This is a genomic window from Cellvibrio sp. KY-YJ-3 (genome assembly GCF_008806955.1).
Lineage (GTDB): Bacteria > Pseudomonadota > Gammaproteobacteria > Pseudomonadales > Cellvibrionaceae > Cellvibrio.
Genome location: NZ_CP031727.1, coordinates 3,565,654 through 3,583,396, shown reverse-complemented (window position 1 = coordinate 3,583,396; position 17,743 = coordinate 3,565,654). Strand labels below are relative to the sequence as shown.

Here is a 17,743-nt window from a genome sequence, read left to right as displayed (position 1 = left end):
ACATCATTATTGAGTGGCTTCTTCTGCTGTAGGTATAGCATAGGGCAGACTGAGTTGGCTGAGTTTTTCTGTGGCCGATTCTACTTTTGCTTGATCAATTTGCTCATCCAGCAATGAAGCCAATAGTTCGATTTTTCCTTGTTGGTTCAGTGCCGCCATGACTACGGTGCCGGCATTTTGTCCACTTAAACTATTGATTATGGTGGTTCCTGGTGGAGGTGTTTGGTCGTTTTTGTATTCAAAGCGATACATATGGCGTTTCAGTTTTCCGCGATAGTGAAGACGCGCCACTATTTCCTGGCCGGTATAACAACCCTTACGAAAGTTGATGCCGTTAACCAATTGATAATTCAGTTCTTGCGGGGTAAACAGCTCGTAGGATTCTGGATAAACCTCACCAATACCGGCAGCGATATCCAATAGCTGCCATTCATCCGCGCTAACTTTCTGCGTTTGTTTTTCTATTGCATCAAGAAAGGAATCAACAGTTGCGGTTGCAACCCAGCATTCGAAGCGATTTGCGGCTAATTGAATCAGGTAGCTGCCATCTTTTTCTATCCAGCCCTCGTAAGTTGTAGGTAACTGTTGGAAAAAGGTGGACGCTACAGTAGCGGCGGAATCGCCAAACAAACCGAATAGGGCGAAGTCATTACCGCCATCCTGCAGCTTGGCTTTGGAGAACACTATGTATTTACCCAGTGTTTTTTGCGCCGACTCCATCATGTTTGCAGGCAGGCGTAGCGCGATGGTTTCGTTATTCATTTGCAGGGCGCGAAAGCTCAGGAGTATTCGGCCTTTCGGATTGCATTGCGCGCCAAGACGAGTGACTGGCTCGTTTAGTTCTTTTACATCGCATGTGACTTGGCCTTGCAAAAATTTACCTGCATCTGGGCCTTTGACCAAGAGCAGCTGTTTGTTGGTGAGCGTTGCGAGGTAAGTCATGGTTGATAAATCCGGATTGGGCATGGGGAAGAGTTCCGCAAATTGACTACAGGCAGCGCGATTCTCTAGTCAAAGCGAGTCTTTGGCAAGGTGCTCGTTTATAATGTGCTTCTCTTATTTTTAATACAGGTATTAGCGTGGATATCAATCGTTTAAAGTGGGCTTGTCGGCGCGGTATGCTGGAGTTGGATCTGGTGCTGGCGCCTTTTTTAGAGAAAGTGTACCCAGGGCTGGAACAGAGCGATAAAGAACGTTTCTGGTTGCTATTGGAAGAGCAGGATCAAGATCTTTTTGCTTGGTTTATGCGTCGCGAAAATCCCGATAGCCCTGAACTACAACGGATTGTGGACATTATTCGTGCAAATACCGGCCTTCAAAAAACCAACAGCTGACACTGTTGACCTGCTGGCGGATGGGGCAAGCGGTCCATCGGCTTCTGCATCAAAAGCACTGCCGCCAATGGCAGTGCTCTCCATTTCAACCTCTGCTTTTTTGCGCATCTTTTACCGGCTCTTTTACGGGTTGTTTGTGTTGTCGCTATTTATCGCGCTCTTTCCCTATATAAGTGACGTTAATACTGGTGGTGTAATGCGCCTGGTTTGGTTGGCCCTATTGCTGGGTAGTTGTATTGGGCTATGGCATTTATATGCGCTGCAGTGTGCAGCAATACCAGTTGGTTCGCTCGCTTATGAAAACGGATTTTGGATTCTTTCCAATAACCAAAAAGAGCAGCTGAATTGTGTCTTGGTTGGGGAGGTGCTCTGCTGGCCTTGGCTAATTGTTTTGCCCTTGCAGTCCGAGAGCGGGAGCAAAAGATTTTTACTGCTTTGCCATGATGCTATTAAGCCCGCAGATCAGGCGCGTTTGCGCACCTGGCTGCGGGCCTGTTTAAGGCCAAAAGGTTAGCCTATACAGTAAGATCAATATCCTTGCTAACAATCACATCCTGTCCGGCAAAATTGGTCGGTACCAGTATGGTGTCCCGTGCAATAGGTGATTTGTTTGGATAGTCGGGCGAGTAGTGCAGGCCGCGGCTTTCTTTGCGCTCATGGGCCGAGCGAATAATCAATTCCGCGACAGTGGCCAGGTTGCGCAGTTCGATCAAATCGCTGCTGATGTTGTAGTTGCTGTAATACTCGGCAATTTCTTTTTGCAGCAATTTAATGCGATGGGTCGCGCGCTCCAAGCGTTTATGGGTGCGCACAATACCGACGTAATCCCACATAAATCGGCGCAGCTCGTCCCAGTTGTGCGAAATCACCACGTCCTCGTCGGAATCGCGCACCCGCGAGGCGTCCCATTGGGGTGATACATCGGGCGTATGAATCTGATCGAGTTTAGCCAAAATATGTTGCGCGGCCGATTGGGCGTAAACGATACATTCCAGCAGCGAATTGCTCGCCATACGGTTGGCGCCGTGTAAGCCGGTAAATGAGGTTTCGCCAATCGCATATAAATGCTGCAAATCGGTTTGGCCGTTTTTATCTACTACCACGCCGCCGCAAGTGTAATGCGCCGCAGGCACGACAGGAATGGGCTCTTTAGTGATATCAATGCCAAATTCCAAACAGCGCGCTTTAACCGTGGGGAAGTGTTCGCTAATAAATTCAGGCGATTTGTGACTGATATCCAGATACACAAAATCGCAGCCGAGGCGTTTGATTTCATGGTCTATAGCACGTGCCACTATATCGCGCGGCGCCAGCTCTTCGCGCTCATCAAAACGCGGCATAAACCGCTCGCCACTGGGCAAACGTAAATAAGCGCCTTCACCGCGCAGGGCTTCGGTGATCAAAAAGTTTTTGGCGCGCGGGTGGTAGAGGCAAGTGGGGTGGAATTGGTTGAATTCCATATTGGCCACCCGGCAGCCTGCCCGCCAAGCCATGGCAATGCCATCGCCGCTGGCACTGTCCGGGTTGCTGCTATAAAGATAAACCTTACTTGCACCACCGGTGGCCAGAACAACTACTTTGGCTTGGAATACGTGAATATCGTCACTGTTGTTATCGAGCACATAGGCGCCGCTGCAGCGCAGCTTGCGCGAGTCGGCATCGGCTTGGGATATCAGGTTAATCGCTACATGATTTTCAAATATGTCGATGTTTGACTGTTGCTGCACTTGATCGATCAAGGTGGAGTGCACCGCCTGACCGGTGGCATCGGCGCTGTGAATAATGCGGCGATGGCTGTGGCCGCCCTCTTTGGTGAGGTGATAATCGCCATTGGAGTTTTCTTTGGTGAAGTTAACCCCTTGGTCGATCAGCCATTGAATTGCCGCTTTGCTGTGTTCGACCGTAAAACGCACGGCGTCTTCGTGGCACAGGCCGGCGCCGGCAATCAGCGTGTCGGCAACATGGGCGTCAATCGAATCCTGATCGTCAAGTACCGCGGCAATCCCGCCTTGGGCATACCAGGTAGACCCTTGGTTAATAGCATTTTTACTCAGCACAGCTACGCGCGCATTCTTCGCGAGGCTTAATGCCAGCGTGAGGCCCGCAGCGCCTGAGCCAATCACCAGCACATCATATTGGTAGTGTTTATTCATTCAGATCAAACCCGGGTTGGGAAAGGAGGGCAAAAGTGGTCGCCAGTATATCAAGCCTTCGTGGCATAAAGAGCGGCCACAAATGCTATATACGAACTAAACAGCGTTGCGGGTAATAACTCCGTATAATGCCCCCTGAACTTTTAGTGTAGGGTTTTGTCTATAAGCGGCGTAAATCCAATAGACTTTGCATAAGATACTGTGTTTTCCCTTGGGGGTTTAAAGAATGACAGCGCAACTAGCGCCTGATGTTGATCAGCAATTGGTCGAGCGAGTTCAAAAAGGCGATAAACGCGCGTTTGATTTGCTAGTGATTAAGTACCAGCACAAAGTGCTGGCGGTGATTAGCCGGTTTATCCGCGATCATGCCGAAGCTCAGGATGTCGCCCAGGAGGCGTTTATTAAGGCCTATCGCGCACTACCCAATTTTCGCGGCGATAGTGCGTTTTACACCTGGATTTATCGTATTGCGATTAATACGGCCAAGAATCATATTGTGGCGCGCAACCGCCGTCCGCCGTCCAGCGATGTAGAAATTGAAGATGCCGAGTTCTTTGATGGCAATGATGGTATGCATGAACTCAACACTCCCGAGCACAATGTGTTGTGTGAGGAGCTTGAAAATACCATCGCCCAGGCATTTAAAGATCTCCCTGACGATCTGCGTACAGCGGTAACCTTGCGGGAGATTGATGGTCTGAGTTACGAGGAAATTGCTGAGGCCATGGAGTGCCCTGTAGGTACGGTGCGTTCGCGCATCTTCCGCGCCAGAGAGGCAATTGATAAACGAATCAAGCCGCTCATTGAGGACATTTAGCCATCTTTAAAAACTTTCACATTTTTTTGTAAATCTTTGAACCAATTGACTAGTATCCAGTCATATCGAGTACAGAGCTACATAACCGAATCTTCACCAGCATTTGCACAGAGGCGCCAGCGAGAATGACAGAGCAAACTCAACCACCAGTGCTTGCCGAATCTTTATCAGCACTAATGGACAATCAGGCTTCCGAGCTTGAGCTACAGCGTTTACTTAAAGCGCTGGACTCGGATTCTGAACTGAAGTCCACCTGGGCGCGTTACCAGATCGCCAGTGCAGGCTTAAAGGGTGATATTCCGGTTCTTGCTTCAAGCGATTTTGCCTCGCGTGTGAGTGCAGCCATTGAGGCGGAAGAAACCTATTCGGCATCAGCCATCAGTGATGTAGCAGAACAAACGTCTGTTGCAGGTTCGAATGTAGTTGCCATGCCTTTGCGCTGGTGGCAACAAGCTGGGCGTGTCGCCGTTGCTGCTTCGGTAGCGGGGGCGGTAATTCTTGGTGTTCAACAATATCAAACTCCCGGTGCTAACCCTGCTGATATGGCGGCTGGCACCATGGCTGCGGCGCCTGCACCGGCAGTAGAAACCAAAGCGGCAAATCTACCCTCTGGCATTAATGCACCTGCATTGTCTGCGCGCACTGTTGCCGTACAAAGTGGTTATGAGTCTCGTCCGCAAGAGAGCCGTCGAGTGATGTTTGTACCGCGTCAACAAGTGGCACCCGTGTACAACGAAGATGTGAGTAGTTATGTAAACCAGTTAATCCAAGAGCATACCGACAACGCGTCGCTCAATAGCGGGCAAGGTATGTTGCCTTATACTCGAGTGATTCTGGTCGAAGAGGACTAGTTTTTATATCCCCCTTTCTGTCCGGATCCTTGTAAAAGCAGGTGGAGTAGTTATGCTGCTCCCCTGATCCCACACTCCCGAGACAAGCATGTTGATCCCCGTTCTTATCCGTCAGCTTATTCGTTCCAGCGTTACTCGTTTTATTCCTTTCGTCGCTATTTTTCCTCTGACTGTGTTGGCCCAGTCAGATGGGCTCAATAGCTCAGCTCATTCAGCCGATGCCATAAATACTGTTGCACCTATGGCGACCCAATCGCCTGAAGTTGCCAACCTGTTGCGCAAAATGGCGACTATCCCTCATACCCTTAATTACCAAGGTTCGTTTACCTATCAACATAAGGATAATCCTGCGCTGCAGAGCTTTCGCATCATTCATTGGGTTGAAGACGGCGTAGAGCACGAACGTTTGCAGCATTTGAATGGACCGGAACGGGAGGTGCTGCGCACGGGTAAAGCGATTGGTTGTGAATCGCTGGGAGATCAGTTGTTACAGGGCAAAATTAGCCAGTTTGGTGCCAACCTTGCACGTATGGATCAGCTCTACAAGTTTGAAATTCGCGGACCTGAGCGTGTCGCAGGGCGTGAGGCAACTGCTCTTCTAGCACTGCCATTGGATCAATTCCGTCATAGCTCCTTGCTGACTATCGACAATGAAACCGGCTTGGTGCTCAAATCCTGGTTAGTGGATGAATCCGCGCGCCCGCTGGAACGCTATCAATTTATCGATCTCGATCTAAGCCCGGAAATCGAGAACTTGCGGGAACCCAAAGCACGCTTACATCGTGCGGCAACACCGCAAGTGGCTGATTGCAACCCAACCGATGCTAAACAAGCTGAGCGGTGGAATTTGGTGTGGGTTCCGCCGGGTTTTGCTTTTGTAGGACAGCGCCAGGTGCGCAACCAGATTGATATGTTGATGTATACCGATGGCTTGACCACCTTTTCTGTGTTTATCGAAGAGGCCAGTGGTTCGATCCCGGAAGGTGTTGCCCAGCGCGGCGCTACTTTGGCGGTGATGGATTCACTGCGTCACGCCAATAAAAATTACCGCATCACCGTAGTGGGTGAAATTCCTGTCGTCACCGCGCAAAAAATTGCGCAGAATATAGCTGGAATTTAAATCGTTCAGGTGTCCCATGATTGTTGAAACTGGCCGTATCGTATCTTTGGAAGCTGAGGGTGTTTGGGTGGAGACCATCCAAAAAACGGCCTGTGGTTCCTGCAAAGCGGAAAAAGGGTGCGGTCAAAGTCTATTGAGTAAGTTGGATGGCCACACTGCCTACATCTGGGTATTGTTGGATGGTCGCGATTCCGCGCAGTACCGCGTGGGAGATGAAATCCAAATTGGAATTCCCGAAGAGGTAGTCGCTAAAGGTTCGTTGCTGGTTTATCTGGTGCCGGTGATTAGCCTGGTTGTGTTGACAGCGCTGGCACATAACTACTTTGCCCATGAGTTGCTGACAACACTGGCCGGTTTTACCGGTTTGATTCTTGGTGGGTTTATCGTTCGCTGGCATTCCTGGCGAACCCGTTTTGATCGCGAGTTACAGCCAGTGTTAGTGGATGAGCAAAAACCACTGCGTTTTTTCGAACCTGCAGAACAACACTGAGATGTTGCGTATCAATGCCTCCATCGTTATTCCGCCGAGTGAGATCGAGCTGACTGCCATGCGTGCCCAGGGGGCGGGTGGCCAGAACGTCAATAAGGTGTCGAGTGCGATACATTTGCGTTTTGATATCCCCAATTCTTCGTTAAGCGATTTTTGTAAATCCCGCCTGTTGGCATTAGGTGATAAACGTATCACCAACGACGGGGTTTTAATTATCAAGGCACAGACTTACCGCACGCAGGAACAGAATCGCGATGATGCTTTAGTGCGATTGCGGGAAATAATTCTTGGCGCGATAAAAATTGAGAAGCCTCGCCACGCCACACGCCCGACATTCTCTTCCAAACAGCGCCGCATGGATGAAAAAACCCAGCGCGGCAGCATTAAATCAGCGCGGCAGAAAAAAATATCCTTTGATTAGCGCGCCTTGCCCATTTGGTTGGTTGCCTCGGGTTATTTAAAACCCAGCTGACTTAGCCAATACACTTACACTTTCTTTTTGCTTCTTTTCACTCAGCTCCAGACGATCCTGCTGAATCAGTGGTTGCCACAACTGCTGCTGTAAAACCTCCATATTTTTCCCGCGACTGGTAATCAACCAATCAACCAGTGCCTTGGCAACGTCAGGGTAATTTCGTGGTCCATTGGGTGCGGGTTGCGGTAGCCAACGTGCGAGAGTGGCTACATCAAATTGTTTTGCCTCGGTGCCTAAACCTAGTTTTTCCAACGCCATGGCATTGGATTTTTGTTCCATTTGCCCGGCGACGGGCTGGGCCAGAATTTTTTTGCCTAAATGTATGGCTTCGCTTGGCAATTCAAAACCCGCACTGCAAATAACACCTTCACAGCGATGCAAATCCATTTGAAATCCTTCACGTGAAAAAGGGCGGATATGGATATGGCCTTCGTCGTAGGCAGCGGGAACGGGTTGATACACAAAAAATTCATAGTCAGGAAATTCACGCAGCTGTGGCAGTATGTCATCCAGCCCTGCAAACGGCAGATACACCAAATAGTGTTTGGGGGTGGAGATATTTGGGTAGTGACTGGTTTCCACCAATGGCGGCAAAATAGGTTGGCCGAAGTGATGCCAATGCAAGCCAATCGGCTGTGTTACCGGTGCAAAGTTGCGCATAAACCAGCGCACAAAAATATTGTCATCTGCTTTGGGTATGTCGTAAAAAAAAGCGTTTTGATGCGAGATGCCAATGACTTTTTTCCCGGCGAGTTTGGCTGCCCAAGCGCTGACGGGTTCGAAGTCGTTAATAATAAAATCATAGCCTTCCACATTCAGGCTTCTTACATCGCGATATAGTTGGCGGATATTTGCGGTCAGCAGGGTTTTTAAGTAGCGAACTTTACCGTGTTCGGTTGCAAAGGTTAGCCCGCGAAAGGATTTAAAATCACCGAAGGTTTGCATATCAAAATAGTCAGCGCGTTCGCGCCCGGAAAATACCCAATCAACCTGAGCTCCTGCATCGGTCAGTGCTGTGGCCATGATCCGCGCGCGAGTCGTATGGCCATTTCCTGTGCCTTGAACGCCGTATAAAATTTTCATGCGGTTTTGCTCCTGAAGTGAAAAGCGCGCGCGTTATGTTATGACCAGCGCGCCGTTAGACTGATGCAAGGCTGGCTGTAAAGAAAATTAGCGCAGTGCAACAATCAGTGCAGTGCAGCAATTAATGCAGTGCAATAAGCAGTTGATGCAAATAAATTCCCCAAAATGCACAGGCACTGCCCAACAGTGCACCGGCCACTAAATCAGTCGGATAATGAACACCGAGTAGTACGCGGCTTATGCCAACGGCCGAGGCCCACACAAAACAGGGCAGGGCAAACGCGGGGTAAAACTGCCATACCAAACAGGCAAATAAAAATGCGGCAGCGGTATGGCCGGAGGGAAAACTGAACTGATCGGACGGGGTGATAAATGCTTGGTAAGTGGTAATTTTTACTGCGGGGCGATCGCGTTTAATCAGGTTTTTCAGCAGCAGGTAAAGACTCACATCAAAGCTATAAGCGATAATGCCCGCCCAAAAAAATGTGATGCCCGCTTTGGGTTCGAGCAATACCAGCATCAGCGCGATACACAAATAAACCGGGCCGTCGCCGGTGGCGGAAATAAATCTTACCGAGCGACGATATTGAAAGCGTTTTGTCACATGTACCCACAAGAATGCAAGGGTGTCCAGGTGATGGACTCGCTGTAGGAAAGTGTTCATGATTCACCGCCATTAATGATTTGCAGATGAATGAGAGCGACAGTGCATTGGGCTCTCTCCGCAATCATTTTTAGCACTGCTTTGTGACGCTTCTGTGAATACTTGGTGAAGCTCGAATGACAACTGACAAGCGGGGTTGTATTGGACCTTGGTTGGCATCTAACTGACAAATGTGGAGAAGATAAATGGGTAAGCCTGGTAAAACTGGCATAGCGCGGGTGATTGATGCATTTGGTTATTCGATGAAAGGTTTGTCCGCCAGTTGGAAATACGAAGCGGCATTTCGTCAGGAAATAACCATGGGCGTGTTGCTGATTCCAGTTGCCTTTTGGTTGGCGCAAACTCACATAGAGTTGATTTTATTAATCAGCAGTATTTTTTGGGTGTGGATGGCAGAGCTGGCAAACTCATCGGTTGAAGCAGTGGTGGATCGCACTGGTTCCGAGCGCCATGAGCTATCAGGGCGCGCAAAGGATATAGGTTCGGCACTGGTATTTATGAGTTTATTATTACTCGCAATAGTTTGGGGCATAGTGGCGTTTAACCGCTTCGCTTGATGATTGATAGGTTTGTTTCTCCAAACCCCGGCAAGTTATCTTGCCGGGGTTTTGTATTTTTTGTGATCGTAAATTCATCCTAAAGCTTACTGTTTGATTGGGATTCATCCAGAACTCGCCCCTATGTGAGGAATACACAGGAAAAAAAGAGAATTACGGATTGTGATCTTCTGGCTATTAGGTTAAATTAGGCTCATTGTTTAATTATCATATTTATATGCCAAAGTAGGTAGTGTATGACAGAAACCTTTTCGGTCAATGAGCATCCTCATCGCCGTTTCAATCCGCTTACTGGCGAGTGGTTGTTAATCTCCCCGCACCGTACCAAGCGCCCCTGGCAGGGTCAGCAAGAATCCAATCAATGGCCGGAAAGTGCCGCCCATGATCCCAACTGCTATCTCTGCTCCGGCAATCTACGAGCGGGTGGTGAAATCAATCCGGTTTATAAAACTACCTTTGTATTTACTAACGATTACGCTGCACTTATGCCAGAAGTGCCGGATGCCCCTAAATCCAGCGACCCGTTGTTTCAAATCCAGGCGGAATACGGCAGCAGCCGGGTTATCTGTTTTTCTCCGGATCACAGCAAAACCTTGCCGTTATTGAACGATGAAGAGATCCGCGCGGTGATCAGCACCTGGATGCAAGAGGCCGCCGAGTTAGGTAAACGCTTTGCCAGCGTACAGATTTTTGAGAATAAAGGTGCGGTGATGGGCTGTTCCAATCCCCATCCCCATGGACAAATTTGGGCGCAGTCCCAGCTACCTACACTGGTGAGCAAAGAGGATCAGCAACAGCGCACCTATTATCAGCAGCACCAACAATCCTTGTTATTGGAATACGCCCGCAAAGAATCGGCGAGCGGCGAGCGGGTTGTTGTTGAAAACGAACATTGGCTGGTGGTGGTGCCGTTTTGGGCAGCTTGGCCCTATGAAACCTTATTGCTGCCTAAGCAGGCGCGTGCGCGTATCACCGAGTTGACCGAAGCTGAGCAAGTGAGTTTGGGCGATATATTGCGCGACATTACTGCCCGGTACGACAACCTCTTTGAGTGTTCCTTTCCGTACTCCATGGGTTGGCACGGGGCCCCATTCACTGCAGATGACGCCAGTCATTGGCAGTTGCATGCACACTTTTTCCCGCCATTGCTGCGCAGCGCCACGGTGCGCAAGTTTATGGTGGGTTATGAAATGTTGGCCGAAGCACAGCGCGACTTGTCACCTGAACAAGCCGCTGAGCGGTTGCGTCAGCAATCTCCTGTTCATTTTAGATTGAGGTAAGCGGGCGTGACGACTCTCTCTGCCGCTCGTGTGAGCGAATTATTTGAAGCATCCTTTGGTTTTAAACCGGTCACCACAGTGAAGGCGCCAGGGCGCGTCAATATCATCGGTGAACATACGGATTACAACGGCGGCTTCGTGCTACCCGCCGCGATTAATTACAACACCTTTATCGCACTTGCTCCGCGCGATGATCGCCAACTGCATTTGGTTGCCTACAACTTTGATAATGCGTCCTGTGTTGTTGATCTGGATGCAGTACAACAACATGACGCGGCTGAGTCCTGGCCCAACTATGTGCGCGGTGTGGTGCAGGAGTTGCGCAAAAAAGGGTTCACTCTGGCGGGTGGTGACTTATACATCGCCGGTAATGTGCCTGCTGGCGCGGGGCTGAGTAGCTCGGCATCGTTGGAGATTGCCCTGATTCGCGCTTTGCTGGCGCTCAGTGGTGAAGCTGTTGACCCGACGGAAGCAGCCTTGATTGGGCAGGCGGCAGAGAACCATTTTGTCGGTTGTAACTGCGGCATTATGGATCAGCTTATTTCCGCGCGCGGGCAGGAAAATTCGGCGTTATTGATTGATTGCCAGGATTTATCGGTGCGCCCTGTGCCTATGCCCGCCGATTGGGAAATTCTGATCGTGCACAGCGGCGTGAAACGCGGTTTGGTGGACAGTGAATACAATCAGCGCCGTCAGCAATGTGAGACCGCCGCGGCATTTTTTGGTCAAACTTCATTGCGCGCGGTTGAGCTTGCGCAGTTGCTGGCCGCTGAAGGTGAGTTGGATGAATTGAGCTTTCGTCGTGCGCGCCATGTATTAACCGAGAATGCACGCACCTTGGCGGCGGCAGAAGCGTTGGCGGCCGGTGATCTACCTGCATTAATCAAGGTGATGGTTGAATCCCATGCCTCCATGTGCGACGACTTCAATATCACCACTCCGGCGATTGATTCCCTGGTTGACATTCTAGTGGAAGCGGGTGCCGGTAAGGCTGGCGCACGTATGACCGGTGGTGGTTTTGGTGGTTGTGTAGTGGCCGTGGCGCCTGCGGCAGTTATTCCGCAGCTGATAGCTGCCGTGGAAACGAAATATCAAGCCCGCACCGGCTGTATTCCTACGCTAATCCGCGCTAAAGCCAGTGCCGGGGCGTTTTAATCTGCAGTAACTGCGGTAATTTTTCTCCCTTATGTCGTTGTTTGCCCCGCCTTGTGCGGGGCTTTTTTTTGCTAGCCAGTTATTCATGAATTCAGCTAAATCAGTTTTAAATCCAGATAGTAAATAGAGGGGTAACTTAATGGGAGTTACCTGAATCCTTAGGGGGCGGGGAGGTTGAAAGACCTAAAAATGCTTCCAGATCTTGTTCCAGAGTGCGATCAGCGGCGCGGCGTTCGGTGGATTTGCGGCGTTTGCGGTGGTAAAGGTCGAGCGGCAGGTATTTGCAGGGGTCGCGGTCAAGGCGGCGATCATTACCTTTACGACGATCGATAAAAAATCGGTAACCGCTCATGATGAATCCCATTTACCTAGGTGGATGGTGATTACTCTGTAAGAAAGTGGCGACTAGTTGCTCCAAGTCAACACAGTGTAGGTCTTTGCCGTTAGAATGCGCGTAAAATTTTGTACCCTGCGGTGACCTTATGAAACCTGTTGAAAATCGTATCCTGACCAAGCTAGCGGCAGAGTTTCAACCTGTGCATCTGGAAGTGATTAACGAAAGCCATATGCATTCGGTGCCTCCTGGTTCAGAAACCCATTTCAAAGTTGTACTCGCGGCGGCCGCATTTGCAGGTAAGCGTCAGGTACAGCGCCACCAAGCTATTTATGCTTGCCTTGCCGAAGAGCTGCAAAATGGTGTTCACGCTTTGGCGCTGCACACGTTCAGCCCGGATGAGTGGTTGGCAAGTGCAGTGGTTTCGGCGTCACCCCAATGTCTTGGTGGCAGTAAACACGACCATTAATAATACTGGCTGTACAAAAAACAAGCGCCTATAATGCGCGCCCAGTAATCTGTGAAGGTTTATCTAGCCTAGTTTCAGGTTTAATTTTTACGTTTAACCCTACGTTTAACCCCACATTGTTAAGTGCTATCTATGAGTCAGATTGTTGTTGCCGCCCTCTATAAGTTCGTCAAATTACCCGATTATGAAACGCTGGTACCGCGCCTCAAGACTTTCTGTGACGAGCAGGGCATTAAAGGGACGCTATTGCTGGCGGAAGAGGGTATCAACGGTACTGTCTCAGGTACTCGTGAGGCGATAGATGCCTTGCGCGCATTTCTGGATGCTGATGGTCGTTTTGATAACCTCAGTTATAAAGAGTCATTTTATGACGAGCAGCCTTTCTACCGTATGAAGGTCAAACTCAAAAAAGAAATCGTAACCATGGGTGTGAACGGTATCGATCCACAACAAATCGTGGGCACCTATGTGAAACCCAAAGATTGGAATGCGTTGATTAGCGACCCGGATGTGGTAGTGATTGATACCCGCAACTCTTATGAGTATGAAATCGGTACCTTTGAGCGCGCAATTGATCCCAAAACCGAAACTTTCCGCGAGTTCCCGGCTTACGTGGCAGAGAATCTTGACCCAAGCAAACATAAAAAAGTCGCCATGTTTTGCACCGGTGGTATCCGCTGCGAAAAATCAACGGCTTACATGAAAGAGCAGGGGTTTGAAGAGGTTTATCACTTGGAAGGCGGCATCCTTAAATATCTGGAGGAGGTGCCGGAAGAGGAGAGCCTGTGGCGTGGTGAATGTTTTGTGTTTGATAACCGCGTGGCCGTCAATCACAAATTAGAAAAAGGCATTTACGACCAGTGCCATGGTTGCCGTTATCCCATTACCGAAGAAGACAAACAGTCAGAGCGCTATATGTTGGGTGTGTGCTGCCCGCGCTGTTTTGACAAACTCACTGAGGAACAAAAAACACGTTTTTCCGAGCGTCAAAAACAAATCGAGCTGGCCAAACAGCGCAATCAAGCGCACATAGGTGTGTTGCCGCCCGAGCGTCAACTGCGTCGGGCACAAAAACTGGAGTTGCGCGAAGAACAGCGCCGCAAATCAGCGGCGGCTGAAAATGCCGCTGCAGTAAATGGTTGAGCAAATAAGTTTGTACTTAGCCGGGGGGTGCTTTAGGTGGCCCCGCTAAATAGCCAATAGCTATTTTGTCACATAAATAGTTTATGATTTAATGCAGGTTCCGTTAATCATCATCAGTGGTAGTTATGAATTTTGAGGATTGGGTGGCCGATATGGCTGCCGGCACAGCGACACATACGAGTGGTTTTAGTATTCGTATCGAAGGAAACCCCAAGGACCCGAGTGATGTTTATCCCGGCAAATTTCCAGAGGGTATTAGTTTTGTCGATCAGGCAAGGCTATTGCGATCTGGCCTGGAGTTTCTGGCAAAAGCCAGCGGCAGCGCGCCCAAGTCCTGGCATTCCAGCCCGGTAGCCGATGCTAAATCCGAAGCGATAAAAGCGCGGGAAGAGTTGGCCAAGCATTTTGCAGAACGTCCCGACAAACCTGAACGGCCAGTGCTCTCGTTGAAAAAGAAATCCTGATCGCGGGTTCCAGCGCGCAATAAAAAACCGGCCATGTGCCGGTTTTTTATTGCGGTGGTTGTGCCGATTTTATCGCTTACTTAAAGCAAGCCGCGGCGTTGCAATTCAAGGTAGTGTGCATCCACATTTTTAAACAGCTCATCAAATTTTTGCCCTGCCGGTGCGGTAACCAACTCCAGGCTTTCCACTTCCGCACGGGGGCGCATCATGATTTTGTGCAGCTCTTCAGCAGTGCCATTCAGCGATGCAAGAATTTTTTCCGTGCTTTCTTTATCGCGGAAAATACGGCCTTGCTCAGTCAATTGCAGATAGTTATCGCACTCTTGTAGCCAGTCTTTGCGTTGCAAAATAAAGTTGCGGATATTCTTTGCTCCGCCGCGATGCGCCGTTGGCAATTGTTTTTCGCGATAGGTTTCCAAGCTCTTGCGCCCATGCAGTAAAAAATCCATCCCGGTAGTTTTGCAATATTTCTGGTTGAGGTAGCTGGCAAACTTAATATTGTTTGCCGCTTCGGCCTTGGCGCGTTTACAGGTTTCGTCGCAAGCGAGGCTGAATGGTGAAAAACAAATAAGGGTGATGATCAAAAATATCTTCTTCATAGGGTTCGCCATTATTAAAGTTATTGGAAAGCTAAACAGCAGATACGTGATATAAATCACTTTTTAAGAAACGTCAAGTATTGTAAATAAAATAGCCCTTACTAATTACTTATAGATCTAAGCCTAGGCCAACCCGCCAAAAATACAAATAATTACCCCTTAGCCTCACTATCAGGGGCGATGCTTAATTCAGAAGGTCAAGAGATGGTTGGCTCGGGAGAAACAGAATAGGCGTGGGGAAAATCAGATGATGGGCATGCAAGATTGCACCAGTAGTGATAAACCACTGGTGCGATTGAAACATTAACCGAAGAAACCCATCGGGCTTTTGGTGATGGCGACACTGATGATGTAAGCGAATACTACGAGTGCGTCAATCCATAGAATTTTTTGCCCCAGGGGTTTGCTAACTTTAAAGGCACCTACACCCAGAATAATAAAAACAACCAAACCAATAATTTTTGCCATCAACCATGGCTGTTCACCTGGTTTCATGCCCAAATGTACCGCGAGCACAATACCCGAGACCAACATAATGGTGTTGATAATGTGGGGGGCAATTTTTAGCAGTTTTTTATGCAACATGGATGAATTCATAAACAACAAAACACCGCGCACTAAAAAAATGAGCAGCGAAAGTACAACAAAAGTTAAATGCAAATGTTTAAGGGCTAAATACACGGTCGTTTCCTTTTTTGTTTATGTGAAAATTATTGAAATTGTTGGTAATAAACTCAGGTGTCCGGGGTGAGCGCTTTACCTACCAGTGCGAGCATGCTGTCACTCAGTGGTAATTTCAGTGCGGCGTCATGGCCCTTGGGTGACATTTTGTTCCAGGTCTTGCGGATAATATCAATCAGTTTTACTTCATCGTGTTTGCTGGCAAAGTCTTCTAAATAAAATTCAATAAACACCAGGCAAATCACATCTTCCAGTGTTTGTACTTCTTCATCGCGCTTTAAACTGCGTTTAAGCAGCAAGTCTTTTACGCGAGAGATGATTGTTTCGTCGTAACCCTGTGCGGCCATAATTTCACCGGCGATATCGCCGTGCATTTGCGCTAAATCCAGACGCCACTTTTTATAGCCGCTGCGATCCATTGGGTAGTCAGAGCGCGGAATCTTCCAGCGACAAATATGCTGGCTGCGTGTCGCGAGCTGTAACGCCTCGGATGCATCAGGGCAAAAACGTGACAGCTGTGCACTCATGCGTTGGGCATAAATCCATTCTTTGGCAACGGTTTTGCCTTCTACTATTTCGCTATTCGGGTCTTGCAGGTTGGCGGCATCAAATGCGGCGAGGGTGTCTTGCAAACGCTGGTTGCTGATCATTGTAGGTGCTCGTGGTTTATTGCAGGTGCTTGCAGTGGTTAGCAGTGGCCATCGCCATTGGCGATATTGCGCAGCAACTCCATGTTAGTGATGAGGACTTCTTTTTTATCCACAGAAATCACCTCCTGTTTTTGCAAGCGAGTAAAAATACGGCTGACTGTTTCAATGGTCAGGCCCAAATAATTGCCAATATCGGTGCGCGACATAGGTAAGCGGAAGGCATTGGCCGATAGCTGGCGGCGGCTATTGCGGCTGGAAATACTCAGCAGCAGGGCGGCAATGCGCTCTTCGGCGCTGCTTTTGCTCAGCAGGGTAATAATTTGCTGATCCTGGGTAATTTCGCGGCTCATCAATTGAAAAAAGTGACGTTGCAGATTAGGGATTTGCAAGCTCAATTCTTCCATGCGATTAAACGGAATTTCGCACACCGATGCGGTTTCCAATGCGATTACTGAATTGGTGTAGCGATTGTCGGCAATACCATCCATGCCAACTACCTCGCCGGGCAAATAAAACCCGGTGACTTGTTCTTCACCGTTATCACTCAGGGTCAGTGCTTTTACTGCACCCGAACGAATGGCATACACCGAGTGAAAGTGGTCATTAGCGCGATAGAGGTAATCGCCTTTTTGTAGCGGTTTACCGCGTTGGATAATGCCGTTCAGGCGGTCGATATCTTCAATGTGCAGGCTGATAGGCAAGCAAATAGTATTTAAACGGCAATTGCCGCAGCTGACGCGCTTATCGTGAGGGCAGCTTGAATCCTGGGTTTTTACAATGTTCTGATTAGCTGTCATGGGTCCACCACCTCGAATATAAGACTATGGCAGGAAAACTCCGCGCCAACAGTATGATGAGTGATTGTTGCAGCTTTAACGGGGGCGGTAAATAGTTGATTTAGCTCAAATGTCTGGAGAAATTTAATCCGACGGGAGAGGTCGCGGAGTAGTGCTGCCTTATAACTAAAAAGCCATAATCTTTGTCAAATCACCCTCTTTACTTGCAGCGGGCCGGATAATATATTGGCCCGGCTGGCCAGTTAGCAGCATTATTTATGGTAAGTCACATCGTTGTACTAGCAGTGAATCTCTTAGCACCTCGTTTTGTTTTTCATAAGTAAGATCTGAATCCGCCAGCGCAATCCCACTTGGGGTATTCATTTTTATTTAAAGAAACATCGAGGTTTATTATGGCTAGAAGCACTGGTACCGTTAAATGGTTCAACGAGTCTAAAGGTTTTGGTTTTATCGCTAGCGAGGCCGGCCAGGACGTATTTGTTCACTACAGCGCAATCAGCGGTTCAGGTTTCAAAACCCTGGCTGAAGGCCAGCGTGTAGAGTTCGACGTAAAACCCGGTCAAAAAGGCCCACAAGCCGAGAACGTAATTGGTTTGTAATTCGCCGTGCTTGCGCATTTGAGCAAGC

The 17,743-nt window shown here is 48.9% G+C and carries 23 protein-coding genes; 14 read left to right on the top strand and 9 right to left on the bottom strand.

Annotated features, from left to right (window positions below; translation table 11 throughout):
- Positions 1-6 precede the first annotated feature (6 nt).
- Entirely contained in the window at positions 7-966 is a 960-nt protein-coding gene (locus D0B88_RS15170) for a folate-binding protein YgfZ (RefSeq protein ID WP_151058221.1), read from the bottom strand.
- A 113-nt stretch (positions 967-1,079) separates the two neighbouring features.
- Here D0B88_RS15170 and D0B88_RS15165 point away from each other — a divergent pair, with 113 nt between their 5' ends.
- On the top strand, positions 1,080-1,334 hold the full coding sequence (locus D0B88_RS15165) for a succinate dehydrogenase assembly factor 2 (protein ID WP_007642009.1): 255 nt from the start codon (positions 1,080-1,082) through the stop codon (positions 1,332-1,334).
- A complete protein-coding gene (locus D0B88_RS15160; RefSeq protein WP_151058219.1) occupies positions 1,300-1,848 on the top strand; it encodes a protein YgfX in 549 nt (182 codons plus the stop codon). Before D0B88_RS15165 ends, D0B88_RS15160 begins: the two co-directional genes overlap by 35 nt.
- 1 nt (position 1,849) lies before the next feature.
- Here D0B88_RS15160 and nadB read toward each other — a convergent pair whose 3' ends face one another.
- Positions 1,850-3,487: an L-aspartate oxidase gene (gene nadB, locus D0B88_RS15155; protein ID WP_007641992.1), complete on the bottom strand. Its 1,638-nt coding sequence runs from the start codon at positions 3,485-3,487 to the stop codon at positions 1,850-1,852.
- A 226-nt stretch (positions 3,488-3,713) separates the two neighbouring features.
- Here nadB and rpoE point away from each other — a divergent pair, with 226 nt between their 5' ends.
- The 5 genes from rpoE (at position 3,714) to arfB (ending at position 7,186) form a co-directional block, all read left to right on the top strand.
- Positions 3,714-4,304, top strand: a complete 591-nt coding sequence (gene rpoE, locus D0B88_RS15150) for an RNA polymerase sigma factor RpoE (RefSeq protein WP_151058217.1) — start codon at positions 3,714-3,716, stop codon at positions 4,302-4,304.
- A gap of 125 nt (positions 4,305-4,429) precedes the next feature.
- Positions 4,430-5,155 carry a sigma-E factor negative regulatory protein gene (locus D0B88_RS15145; RefSeq protein ID WP_151058215.1) on the top strand — a complete coding sequence of 242 codons (726 nt, stop codon included), beginning with the start codon at positions 4,430-4,432 and terminating at the stop codon, positions 5,153-5,155.
- 88 nt (positions 5,156-5,243) lie between these two features.
- On the top strand, positions 5,244-6,275 hold the full coding sequence (locus tag D0B88_RS15140) for a MucB/RseB C-terminal domain-containing protein (protein ID WP_225318393.1): 1,032 nt from the start codon (positions 5,244-5,246) through the stop codon (positions 6,273-6,275).
- A gap of 16 nt (positions 6,276-6,291) precedes the next feature.
- Positions 6,292-6,765, top strand: a complete 474-nt coding sequence (locus tag D0B88_RS15135; RefSeq protein WP_151058213.1) for a SoxR reducing system RseC family protein — start codon at positions 6,292-6,294, stop codon at positions 6,763-6,765.
- A gap of 1 nt (position 6,766) precedes the next feature.
- A complete protein-coding gene (arfB, locus tag D0B88_RS15130) occupies positions 6,767-7,186 on the top strand; it encodes an alternative ribosome rescue aminoacyl-tRNA hydrolase ArfB (protein ID WP_007641982.1) in 420 nt (139 codons plus the stop codon).
- Between the two features lie 36 nt (positions 7,187-7,222).
- Here arfB and D0B88_RS15125 read toward each other — a convergent pair whose 3' ends face one another.
- Both D0B88_RS15125 and D0B88_RS15120 read right to left on the bottom strand, forming a co-directional pair.
- Positions 7,223-8,323: an MJ1255/VC2487 family glycosyltransferase gene (locus D0B88_RS15125; protein WP_151058211.1), complete on the bottom strand. Its 1,101-nt coding sequence runs from the start codon at positions 8,321-8,323 to the stop codon at positions 7,223-7,225.
- A 121-nt stretch (positions 8,324-8,444) separates the two neighbouring features.
- On the bottom strand, positions 8,445-8,987 hold the full coding sequence (locus D0B88_RS15120) for a phosphatase PAP2 family protein (RefSeq protein WP_040391817.1): 543 nt from the start codon (positions 8,985-8,987) through the stop codon (positions 8,445-8,447).
- A 185-nt stretch (positions 8,988-9,172) separates the two neighbouring features.
- Between D0B88_RS15120 and D0B88_RS15115 the strand changes: the two genes are divergently transcribed.
- From D0B88_RS15115 to galK, 3 genes are all read left to right on the top strand, one after another.
- Complete coding sequence (locus tag D0B88_RS15115; protein ID WP_007641976.1) at positions 9,173-9,544, top strand: diacylglycerol kinase; 372 nt, start codon at positions 9,173-9,175, stop codon at positions 9,542-9,544.
- A gap of 236 nt (positions 9,545-9,780) precedes the next feature.
- Positions 9,781-10,824, top strand: coding sequence for a UDP-glucose--hexose-1-phosphate uridylyltransferase (locus D0B88_RS15110; RefSeq protein WP_151058209.1), 1,044 nt, complete (start codon positions 9,781-9,783; stop codon positions 10,822-10,824).
- A 6-nt stretch (positions 10,825-10,830) separates the two neighbouring features.
- Entirely contained in the window at positions 10,831-11,979 is a 1,149-nt protein-coding gene (gene galK / locus D0B88_RS15105; RefSeq protein WP_225318392.1) for a galactokinase, read from the top strand.
- Positions 11,980-12,115: 136 nt separating this feature from the next.
- On the opposite strand, the gene D0B88_RS15100 is transcribed toward galK, so the two are convergent.
- Positions 12,116-12,331, bottom strand: coding sequence for a hypothetical protein (locus D0B88_RS15100; protein WP_040391814.1), 216 nt, complete (start codon positions 12,329-12,331; stop codon positions 12,116-12,118).
- Between the two features lie 130 nt (positions 12,332-12,461).
- Here D0B88_RS15100 and D0B88_RS15095 point away from each other — a divergent pair, with 130 nt between their 5' ends.
- The 3 genes from D0B88_RS15095 (at position 12,462) to D0B88_RS15085 (ending at position 14,389) form a co-directional block, all read left to right on the top strand.
- Entirely contained in the window at positions 12,462-12,782 is a 321-nt protein-coding gene (locus D0B88_RS15095) for a BolA family transcriptional regulator (protein WP_151058207.1), read from the top strand.
- 132 nt (positions 12,783-12,914) lie between these two features.
- Positions 12,915-13,925: a rhodanese-related sulfurtransferase gene (locus D0B88_RS15090; protein WP_007641962.1), complete on the top strand. Its 1,011-nt coding sequence runs from the start codon at positions 12,915-12,917 to the stop codon at positions 13,923-13,925.
- 125 nt (positions 13,926-14,050) lie between these two features.
- On the top strand, positions 14,051-14,389 hold the full coding sequence (locus tag D0B88_RS15085; RefSeq protein ID WP_007641961.1) for a hypothetical protein: 339 nt from the start codon (positions 14,051-14,053) through the stop codon (positions 14,387-14,389).
- An 80-nt stretch (positions 14,390-14,469) separates the two neighbouring features.
- On the opposite strand, the gene D0B88_RS15080 is transcribed toward D0B88_RS15085, so the two are convergent.
- The 4 genes from D0B88_RS15080 to fnr all read right to left on the bottom strand — a co-directional run bounded on the left by D0B88_RS15080 (position 14,470) and on the right by fnr (position 17,116).
- Positions 14,470-14,988, bottom strand: coding sequence for a hypothetical protein (locus D0B88_RS15080; protein WP_151058205.1), 519 nt, complete (start codon positions 14,986-14,988; stop codon positions 14,470-14,472).
- Between the two features lie 303 nt (positions 14,989-15,291).
- Positions 15,292-15,669 (bottom strand): SirB2 family protein, encoded by a 378-nt coding sequence (locus D0B88_RS15075; protein WP_151058203.1) that lies wholly within the window; start codon positions 15,667-15,669, stop codon positions 15,292-15,294.
- 53 nt (positions 15,670-15,722) lie between these two features.
- The gene (locus D0B88_RS15070; protein WP_151058201.1) at positions 15,723-16,319 is read right to left on the bottom strand and encodes a DUF4202 domain-containing protein; all 597 of its coding nucleotides are present in this window, start codon (positions 16,317-16,319) and stop codon (positions 15,723-15,725) included.
- Between the two features lie 38 nt (positions 16,320-16,357).
- The gene (fnr, locus tag D0B88_RS15065) at positions 16,358-17,116 is read right to left on the bottom strand and encodes a fumarate/nitrate reduction transcriptional regulator Fnr (RefSeq protein ID WP_007641951.1); all 759 of its coding nucleotides are present in this window, start codon (positions 17,114-17,116) and stop codon (positions 16,358-16,360) included.
- Between the two features lie 392 nt (positions 17,117-17,508).
- On the opposite strand from fnr, the gene D0B88_RS15060 reads away from it, so the two are divergent.
- On the top strand, positions 17,509-17,715 hold the full coding sequence (locus D0B88_RS15060) for a cold-shock protein (RefSeq protein ID WP_007641948.1): 207 nt from the start codon (positions 17,509-17,511) through the stop codon (positions 17,713-17,715).
- The last annotated feature ends 28 nt before the right edge of the window (positions 17,716-17,743 follow it).